Below are 8,864 nucleotides of genomic sequence, written 5' to 3' on the forward strand. Positions count from 1 at the left end.
CCGTTTCAATCGTCGAGCAGACCTGTGCGCTCTGATTCCTCGATTACTCAAAGCCGTGATGCAGGCTAAACCTTGTCCAAGAGGGGTATTTCAAGCCTTAATTGAGCAAGAGACATAATCAGGAAAAGGTATAGCTGCGCGGGGTGCGGTCCAGTAAAGATAAATAGATGCAAAGGCTGATCCATAGTGCCAAAGCCAGCAGCAGTAATTCGGGCGCATTCACTAAATTGGGCACCAGCAGCAGGGTTACGACCGATCCCAGCACCGTACCTATCACCCGATAAATCGCTTTGGAGCGTACCGCACCTGAAAAAGGATGGGCCACAATATAAGCCGTGAGCATGGCCCAGAATGGCCGGGGCAAATCCATGCTGAAGGCGATATACAGCGCCAGCATGGCGGCGGCAAAGCTTTTAAGCGAGAAGGAGATTTCACCAAACGAAGGAAGCTTCACGGCTGCTCGCTTATGTATTGTTCCAGTGTCTGGCGGATATGGCTGAAAACACGGTTGCAGGCTTCAAGATCTTCCACCGTCAGCCCGCCAAACACGCGCTCTCTTAAGCCTGCCAGCAAGATTTCAATTTTGCCGGCCTGAACTTTGCCTGCTTCTGTCAGACAAAGAATTTTAGCGCGGCGGTCCTGCTGGTCTTCTGTGCGCACAACCAGCTCGTCGCTGACGAGGCGATCAATTACCCTGATTAAAGAAGCCGCTTCAATGCCGACCATTTCGGCTAATACGCCGTGGCGGATGCCAGGGTTGCGGCCGATCAGCAGCAAAGGCAAGGTACTCGCCACACTTAAATCGCAGCGATGTGCGCACTGATCCACAGCATTGCGGTACAGTCGCGACAGCAGGGTAATCTCGTGGGGGAGCGTGATGCTCAGTTGCTCTTTGATGGGGCCCATGAATTTATCTCTTTAGCTAATAGTTAGTATGATAGCTAATTTTATGGCATTTGGCTTTCCCACTATTGCCATCCGCTCTGCTGCACGTTTTACATATACTTAAAAACGAAGCATTACTTCACAGTGATAGAAATTTACTGCGTAAGCCGCTAAATACTTTCAATTTGTGCTGAAGTATGAACATAATCCAGTAAGTTTATTGCCTTGTCATTATGTGCCACTTGTTTTTTTAACCAGATGGAAACTATGAAGCCTTCCCGCCTAACATTTTTAAGCTTAGCGCTTGCCCTTGCATTTCTGCCTGCCATCAGCCCCGCCGCCACCAAGCCGCCAGTAAGCAGTCACACCGCTTCGGGGATTAAACTCATCCGTACAGTTGAGGGGATGAATGAATATGAGTTAAGTAATGGTTTAAAAGTCTTGCTGGTGCCGGATGCCAGCAAACCCATTACCACGGTGAATATCACTTACCGTGTGGGCTCTAAGCATGAAAATTACGGCGAAACAGGGATGGCCCACCTTTTAGAGCATTTGATGTTTAAAGGCAGTAAGGCGCATCCAAGGCTGTGGGAAGAAATGAGCCAGCGCGGCGTGCAATTTAACGGCACCACATGGCTCGATCGCACTAATTACTACGAGACTTTTGCCGCCAAGCCAGAAACGCTGGAATGGGCGATCTCGATGGAAGCCGATCGCATGGTTAATTCGCGTATTTCGGGCGACGATCTGAAAACCGAGTTTTCTGTTGTGCGTAATGAAATGGAAAAAAACGAAAACTCGGCTTCGCGTATTTTAATTCAGCGCATTTTATCGGCAGCCTATCAATGGCATAACTACGGTAAAGACACGATTGGGGCACGTACCGACGTAGAAAACGTCAGCATTCCGCGCCTGCAGGATTTCTGGCGCAAATACTATCAGCCGGATAATGCGGTGCTGGTGGTGGCGGGCTCGTTTGATACCGCTCAAACGCTGAAACTGATTGAAAAGAATTTTGGCGTGATTCCCCGGCCAAAGCGCATTCTTGAAAGCACTTATACCTTAGACCCCGTGCAGGATGGCGAGCGCAGTGTAGTGGTGCGCCGTGTGGGCGACAGCCAGTTTGTGGGTGCGGCCTACCATACCGTGCCAGCGGCACATCCTGATTATGCTGCTTTTGAAGCGCTATCGATTATTCTGGGCGATACGCCCAATGGCCGCCTTTATAAATCATTGGTTGAAAGTAAATTAGGTACAGGCGTGTTTGCATGGTCGGCTAATTTAGAAGAGCCGGGCTTTATTTTATTTGCGGTTGAATTACGCAGTGAGCAAAATTCAATTGTGCCGGTTGAAAAAAACGATCAAAGCATTGTTGTTGCTAAAAAAGTATTAATTAATACGATTGAGGATTTAGCAAATAACCCAATCAGCGATGAAGAGCTGGCAAGGGCTAAAGCCAAAATAGACAGTGATATGAACAAAGTATTTAACAGCCCGGAGCAATTGGGCGTGGCTTTGTCCGATCATATTGGTAATGGCGACTGGCGCTTATTATTCTTATTAAGAGACCGGGTTAAAGCACTCAGTAAAGCCGATGTGCAGCGCGTGGCACAAACCTGGCTAAAAGCCAGCAATCGCACGACTGGTGAATTTATTCCGGAAGCGGATCCAAAGCGCGCTCCTAAGCCTGCCAAAGTTGATATTGCCGAGCAGCTTAAGCAATTTAAACCTGGCGTAGCCGTAGCCGCAGGTGAAAGCTTTGATGCCTCACCTAAAAACATTGATCAGCGCACTCACAGCGGCCAGCTTGCCAATGGCATGAAATACGCATTCCTGCCTAAATCTACCCGTGGGAATACGGTTTCGGCTAGTTTGTCATTTAATATGGGAAACGAGAAAAACCTGCAGGGCAAAGCAATTATTGCCAGCTTAACTGCGGATATGCTCGATCGTGGTACTAAAAAACTCACGAGCAAGCAATTTTCTGAGCAGTTAAATAATCTGCAGGCCAAATTGCAAATTGGCGGAGATGTGAATCGTGTATCGGTTTACCTGGAAACCATAAAGGGCAATTTGCCAAAAGTATTGGATTTAGTAAACGACGCTTTACGTGAGCCCGCATTTGATGAAACAGAGTTCTCTTTGCTCATTAATCAGGAATTAGCTCAGCTGGAAGCATCACGCAAAGAGCCGCAAGCGATTGCCGGGGATATACTCAAAAGCAAACTCAATACATGGCCGGCAGGTGATCCGCGCGCTTATATCCCGATTGAGCAAAGAATTGAGCAGACAAATGCAGTTAAGTTAAGTGATCTTAAGTCTTTCTGGGATACATTCTATGGGGCAAATCACGCCGAAGTTGCCATAGTTGGTGATTTTGACGAGGCCGCTATTAAATCCCAGCTGGCTAAGCAATATGGCAGCTGGAATGCAAAACAGGATTACGCCCGCTTAGCACGCCCGTTCCAGGAAAATAAATCACTGGATATCAAGCAACAAACACCAGACAAAGCCAATGCCTTTTTTATTGGCCGCATCGCCTTGCCTGTGGGCGATCAGCACGCCGATTACCCTGCGCTGGCCTTTGCTAATTATCTTTTAGGCGGCAGTATGAATTCCAGAATTATGGAGCGCATTCGCCAGAAAGACGGCATCAGCTACGGTGGTGGCTCAAATGTGCAGGTATCCAGCCAGGATGAATCGGGTAGTTTCTTAACTTACGCCATTTACGCGCCGGAAAACCGCGCCAAACTGGAAGCGGGGATTCGTGAAGAAATAGAACGGGTACGCAAAGAGGGTTTTAGCGATTCAGAAATTAAGCTGGGTAAAGAAAGCTTTGTGCAGCAAATGCAATTGTCACGCACACAGGACGGCAGTTTAGCGGGTGCTTTGGCCAATAATTTATATTTGGGCAGAACCATGCAATTTAGCGCTGATTTTGAAGCAAGGCTAAAAGCGCTCAGCCCGGAGCAAATTAAAGCGGTGGTGGTGAAATATATCGATCCGGCCCGGCTGTCTGTGGTTTACGCGGGGGATTTTGATAAGAAATAGACCGCTTCTGCTACGGGCTCGCTGATTGAATGGCGGCTCCAAAATGGTGGTGCCGGGGCTGAACCGGGTTTTGTCGCCATGTGACGAAACTTAATCGATCAGCATTGACCCAGCGCCACGTACAGCTCTCTTTATTTTTTAAGTGTAAAAGCCGGCATAAATTGCCGGCTTTTTTTCGTCTGAAGCATGAGTATATTTACTGTCTTAGGTCTTACATATTTATTGCTTGGTATTATTTACACTTGCACTTTGTTTCCATTGTCTTCTATTCGTCATAAAATTAATTTACTAAATTAGTAAGTTTTATTGTTTTTTCCAGCAAGCTATGGGTGGCTTTTGCTGCGTGGTGCTGTTGTTTTTGCTTGTTATTTCAGTGTTTATTTCTGTTTCTAAAATTCTAAAAATGCAGGGGCAAAAAAGTGAAAACTAAGCAGGCAGTTCAGATTGCAATTATTGGCATGGGGCCGCGCGGACTCACTGTGCTGGAAAGAATCATTGCCCATGCTCTGGCAAAAACAACGCAAGATTTACTGATTTATCTTTTTGATCCAAGAGACCCTGGCTCGGGCTGTCATTGGCCAAGCCAGCCCGATCATTTATTGGTTAACTCGGTTGCCGGGCAAATCACTCAGTTTGCGGATGAAACAGTAAAAGATGCTGGCCCCATTCTTGGCGGGCCTTCGTTTTATCAGTGGCTGACAGATAGTCAGGGGGCAGAAGGCGCGGCCGCAATATGCCCTGATGCTTATTACTCAAGAAGTATGTTTGGAGAGTATTTGCAATGGGTTTATCACTATCTTTTGCATCTTGCGCCAGCAAATTTAAAAGTCGTGTTCTGTAAAGAGCCCATTAAAAGCGTGCAGCGCCAGGCCGATGGTGCATGGACTTTACTGACAGAAACGAGCCAATCCTTTCATGCGGATTATTTCTTTTTAACCACCGGGCATACCAAGCCTAAGCCGCCGCATGAGCATCAGGCAGGGCCGGCCATTGTGACAGACCCCCAATCCGATTGCAGAAAAGCTGGCTTTTATCCCTGCGGATTGCACCGTTGCCATTGAAGGACTGGGCCTGTCTACATTTGATATTTTTTCATATTTAACCGTGGGCAGAGGGGGGCGGTTTGTGCGCGCGGCTGTGACGGGTGCGCTGCAATATATCCCATCGGGGCAGGAGCCAAAAATTTGCGCTTTTTCACGCTCCGGCCTGCCGCTTTCAGCCCGGGCGATTAATCAGAAAGGCGTTTCCGGACAATACCGGCCACGTTTTCTGACCATGGATAAAGTGCTGGAGCTGCGAAAAACGGGCCCGCTGGATTTTATTAAGTCCATTTTGCCCCTGCTGCTTAATGATATGAAATACGCCTATTACGAGGCTTACTATCAAACAAAAAAAAGGTCATATTGCAGCCATGCTGTTTTGTAATCGCTTTGTTTTTGCCACCAGTGCTGAGGAAAGGCAAAAACTGATTGCAGAGCAGGTGCCTGTGCACGAGCAATTCTCCTGGGAGCAGTTAGTCAGCCCTGTTTCTGCAGACGCTTTGCAAAGCCATGAAAGCTTTAAAACATGGCTGATGATGTATCTGGGGCAGGATATTTTTGAGGCGCAGCAAGGCAATATCAATAGTCCTATCAAGGCTGCAAGCGATGTATTGCGGGATTTACGCGATCATTTGCGGGCCGCAATTGATTTTGCTGGTTTAACAGAAGCATCGCACCGCTGGCTTTATTCCAGCTTTTTGCCGGTGATGAACCGGGTTGCCGTTGGCCCGCCTAAAGAAAGAATCGAGGAGATGCTCGCCCTGATGCAGGCGGGTGTGCTTACCGCCGATTTCGGGCCGGGGGCCGAGTGCAAAAAAGAGGGCGACAGCCTGATTCTGAGCGCTAAACGCTGGCCTCAGCAATGTAAGGTGGATGTACTGATTAAGGCCAGAGTCTCGATGCACAGCCCTAAGGATGATGAATCCAGCCTGTTGCAGCAGCTATTGAAGAGTGGTCAGGCACGCTTGTTTTACAACGGGTCTTTTCATCCTGGCGGAATGGATGTGGACCGCAATTTTAATCTGATCGCCGCAGATGGATCGCCCGTCGCCAATGCCTGGGCCTTGGGGATTCCCACGGAAGGGGCCAAATTTTATACCTTTGTGGTGCCAAGGCCGGGCGTCAATTCTACGGCGGTTGTCGATGCAGGGCGCGCCGTGGCCCGGATGCTGTCCATGATTGAAAAAAAACATGCGCGCAGCAAAGAGCTTGCTCATGCGGAATAAGGCCTTGAATGGGCTGAGCTTAGCGGGGCTGTCTGCCACATTTGTGGGTAATGGGATTGGCCGTTTTGCCTATGTGGCCCTGATGCCTGCCCTGATCCAAGCTGGGTGGTTTTCAAAAAGTGATGCATCCTACCTGGGGGTAGCCACGCTGGCGGGTTATTTGCTGGGCGCGCCGCTTGCTCATTACTTAACAAAAATGTATTCGCTGAGGTTTTTATTACGGTTGGCGATGCTGCTTTGTTCGATGAGCTATCTGGCCTGTGCGTTGCAAAATACCGGCCTGCCATGGTTTTATTTCTGGCGGACCATGGCGGGAGTGGGTGGCGCAATGCTGATGGTGCTGGCGGCGCCTGCCATTGTGATTCAGCACAAAGAGGCGATACGGGGCAAGGTCAGCGGCATTGTTTTTTCGGGTATTGGCCTAGGGGCGATGGCATCGGGAACACTGATTCCTCTGCTGATTTCTCAGAGCGTGGCTGCGGCCTGGCTGGGCATGGGCACGATTTGTTTGTTGTTAACCCTCCTGACATGGGGGGCGTGGGGGCAGGAAGCACCCGCCGTGGCTAAAGCTGGGGCGGCATCGCTTGAGCCAATGTCAAAGAAAGCCAGGCTGGCGGCGTGTCTGGTCTTGCTGGCTTATGTATTGAATGCGGTGGGGTATTTGCCCCATACCCTGTTCTGGATTGATTACATTGTTCGTGAGCTGAAAATGCCACTGGCTGCAGGGGGATTTTTCTGGGCCGTCTTTGGGCTGGGAGCCGCCGTTGGCCCCTTGATTACCGGCACTTTGGGTGACTATTTTGGCTTTAAGCGCTGCCTTATGGCGTGTTTTTTGCTAAAAGCTGCGGGAGTGGCTTTGCCCTTATTCAGCAGCAGCCCGGCGGCACTATTTTTATCATCCTTTTTGGTGGGGGCTTTTACCCCCGGCATTGTGGCCATTATTTCGACCTATATGCTTGAATGTGTGGGGGCCGCCAGACACCGTAAAGCGTGGAGTGTCATGACATTCAGCTTTGCCGCTTCACAATTACTTGCGGGTTATTTTATGGCGGCCGCTTCTGTGAATGCTGCGTCTTATCGCCCTTTATTTCTGATCAGTGCGATTGCACTGGTTTTCTCTGCACTCTGTATTTTTCTGGTGAACCCCAAGCCTGAACCTTCACTTGAGCTAAGCCTGAAAGGAAGCCATTAATGCGTCTTTTTTTAAATGACACCTCGCCTTTTTCACGATTAGTGCTGATTACTGCTTTAGAAGCAGGCGTGAGCCAGCTTGATTTTGTGTGGGTTGATCCATGGGCATGCCCAGAATCATTATTACAACTCAACCCTTTTTCGCTGGTGCCCACGCTTGAAATTACAGAAGGGGAGGCTTTATACGAAAGCCTGTTTATTTGCGATTATCTGCTGGCTCAGGGCAAGGGCGGGCTGAGCCATCCTTCCCGTGATGTGAAGAGTTTGCAGCGCTATGCACTGGGCAAGCTGCTGATGGAAACAGCGTTTAAGAAAGTAGTTAACGACCGGTTTTCCGGTGCGGATCACGCCCTTTCAGAGCGGGGCATTGTCGCTTTGCAAAGGGCATTGGCGCATCTTGAAATACTGCTGGCTGGTAAAGAGGAGGCCGCTCTGTTGTCGTTGCCGGATCTGTGCCTTGCCGTTGCGCTGGAATATACCCGGTTCAGGCTGCCCGATTTATTTGCGGCCCATGCAGGGCCGCAGACACTTGCCTGGCTGATTCCGTATCAAAACAGGCCGTCCTTTGTGGCGACGACACCGCAGCGGCTTAAAGCACAGCCCGCTTCTTTGCATCTTTTGTAAACATCAGATGCAAACCCTGCTGGTGCATGCTCTTTTTGCGGGTGGAATCAGTGTGATTGGCGAAGGAGGCCACCGCAGTGGTTTGCGAAAACAGCTTAGGGAAGGTCCTGTATGGGCAGATGGCCAGGGGATGGCGGGCGATGAGATTGTGGATCTTAGCAGCCATGGCGGGCCGGATCGCGCGTTGAGTTTATTTGCTTTTGAGCATTATGCTGTTTTGCAAAAGATGTTTCCTGATACAGCAGAGCCATTGATTGCGGGCAGTATGGGCGAGAATATTTCCTGCCAGGGCGGCAGGGATCAGGATTTCTTTATTGGCGATATTTACCGTGCTGGCGATGTGGTATTTCAGATTAGCCAGCCACGAAGCCCCTGCTGGAAGCTCAATGAGCGTTTTGCTGTTCCACATTTGTCAAAAATACTACAGGAGCAGCACCGGGCAGGATGCTATGCCCGGGTGCTGACAGCGGGCTTTATGAGTGCAGGCCAGGCCATTACGCTGCAATCTCGCCCGGCTCATTCCTGCAGTATTGCGGCTTTTTGGGAGCAGGTGCTTTGCCGCAGGCCTGATCCGGCCGTACTGAGTGTGCTTGCAAATACAGCAGGGCTGGCAGAAGAATGGCGGGTACGTTTAACAGACAGAATCAGCTGGCTTGAAGCGCAGCAGGTGTAAACGGGCATCCCATATATGGAATGCCCGGTTTTTTTCAGAGCCAGCCGCTGAACTGCACCCCAAAAGTTGGACACCCGTCCATATTTTTGGGGTGTTTTTATGTCCAAGTACTCAACGCAATTCAAGCTCTCTGTCGTTCAGCAATATTTAACTGGCGAAGCAGGTATCAAAACG

The 8,864-nt window shown here is 49.6% G+C and carries 9 protein-coding genes; 7 read left to right on the forward strand and 2 right to left on the reverse strand.

Annotation, left to right across the window (positions count from 1 at the left end; all coding sequences use genetic code 11):
* Window positions 1–118: 118 nt before the first annotated feature.
* The gene (locus CSQ88_RS21265; RefSeq protein WP_099400066.1) at window positions 119–454 is read right to left on the reverse strand and encodes an FUSC family protein; all 336 of its coding nucleotides are present in this window, start codon (window positions 452–454) and stop codon (window positions 119–121) included.
* Complete coding sequence (locus CSQ88_RS21270) at window positions 451–906, reverse strand: MarR family winged helix-turn-helix transcriptional regulator (protein ID WP_099400067.1); 456 nt, start codon at window positions 904–906, stop codon at window positions 451–453. Before CSQ88_RS21270 ends, CSQ88_RS21265 begins: the two co-directional genes overlap by 4 nt.
* A gap of 246 nt (window positions 907–1,152) precedes the next feature.
* Between CSQ88_RS21270 and CSQ88_RS21275 the strand changes: the two genes are divergently transcribed.
* From CSQ88_RS21275 to CSQ88_RS21305, 7 genes are all read left to right on the forward strand, one after another.
* Complete coding sequence (locus CSQ88_RS21275; protein ID WP_099400068.1) at window positions 1,153–3,936, forward strand: pitrilysin family protein; 2,784 nt, start codon at window positions 1,153–1,155, stop codon at window positions 3,934–3,936.
* A 419-nt stretch (window positions 3,937–4,355) separates the two neighbouring features.
* Window positions 4,356–4,997, forward strand: a complete 642-nt coding sequence (locus tag CSQ88_RS21280) for an FAD/NAD(P)-binding protein (protein ID WP_099400069.1) — start codon at window positions 4,356–4,358, stop codon at window positions 4,995–4,997.
* Window positions 4,998–5,061: 64 nt separating this feature from the next.
* Window positions 5,062–5,361, forward strand: coding sequence for a hypothetical protein (locus CSQ88_RS21285; protein WP_099400070.1), 300 nt, complete (start codon window positions 5,062–5,064; stop codon window positions 5,359–5,361).
* A complete protein-coding gene (locus CSQ88_RS21290; protein ID WP_099400071.1) occupies window positions 5,348–6,202 on the forward strand; it encodes a hypothetical protein in 855 nt (284 codons plus the stop codon). The genes CSQ88_RS21285 and CSQ88_RS21290 overlap by 14 nt, the downstream gene beginning before the upstream one ends.
* Window positions 6,192–7,394 carry a YbfB/YjiJ family MFS transporter gene (locus CSQ88_RS21295; protein WP_099400072.1) on the forward strand — a complete coding sequence of 401 codons (1,203 nt, stop codon included), beginning with the start codon at window positions 6,192–6,194 and terminating at the stop codon, window positions 7,392–7,394. The genes CSQ88_RS21290 and CSQ88_RS21295 overlap by 11 nt, the downstream gene beginning before the upstream one ends.
* Window positions 7,394–8,017, forward strand: coding sequence for a glutathione S-transferase family protein (locus CSQ88_RS21300; protein WP_099400073.1), 624 nt, complete (start codon window positions 7,394–7,396; stop codon window positions 8,015–8,017). The genes CSQ88_RS21295 and CSQ88_RS21300 overlap by 1 nt, the downstream gene beginning before the upstream one ends.
* A 7-nt stretch (window positions 8,018–8,024) precedes the next feature.
* Complete coding sequence (locus tag CSQ88_RS21305) at window positions 8,025–8,690, forward strand: MOSC domain-containing protein (protein ID WP_099400074.1); 666 nt, start codon at window positions 8,025–8,027, stop codon at window positions 8,688–8,690.
* Window positions 8,691–8,864 lie beyond the last annotated feature (174 nt).

It is taken from the genome of Iodobacter sp. BJB302, assembly GCF_002735645.1.
Classification (GTDB): domain Bacteria; phylum Pseudomonadota; class Gammaproteobacteria; order Burkholderiales; family Chitinibacteraceae; genus Iodobacter.